Origin of the sequence: Haloferax sp. Atlit-6N (assembly GCF_003383195.1) — an archaeon.
In the GTDB taxonomy this organism is placed as follows: domain Archaea; phylum Halobacteriota; class Halobacteria; order Halobacteriales; family Haloferacaceae; genus Haloferax; species Haloferax gibbonsii.
The window spans coordinates 1-439 of record NZ_QEQJ01000396.1; the positions used below are offsets into that span (position 1 = coordinate 1).

The 439-nt window shown below is 61.5% G+C and carries 1 pseudogene; it reads left to right on the forward strand.

The features are described from left to right. Positions 1 to 439: pseudogene (locus tag DEQ92_RS23675) on the forward strand (hypothetical protein); the annotation flags it as partial.

The window sequence follows — 439 nt, forward strand, 5'->3', positions numbered from 1 at the left end:
ACAAACAGCGCCCAAACGGGCCTATATCTCCGGATATACGGCGTACACCGAATGCGCTCGGATGGGGTGGGAGCGCCAGAACCTTTCGGAGTCGCGGTCCTGGCTGACGTATACGCCCGTCGGTCAGCAACTGGCGGTATTGAACGAAACGAACGTCTACTGGCGCGGAACGGAGGTCATCGACGGAACCGAGACTGTCGTCGTCGTCGGGTATCCCTCGAAACAGGCCCTGCGGGCAGTGCCCGACGTTCGGGGAGCGAGTGCAACCGAGATCCAGGACACAAATATCGAGAACGCGACGGTGACCCTCTGGCTCGACAGCGAGACCCATCGACCGGTGCAGGCACAACGCGAGATCGAAGTCGCAGATAGTGGGGCGACAGCGACGGCGACAGTGACGTTCGACTTCGCTGGATACGACGAACCGACGTCGGTACGC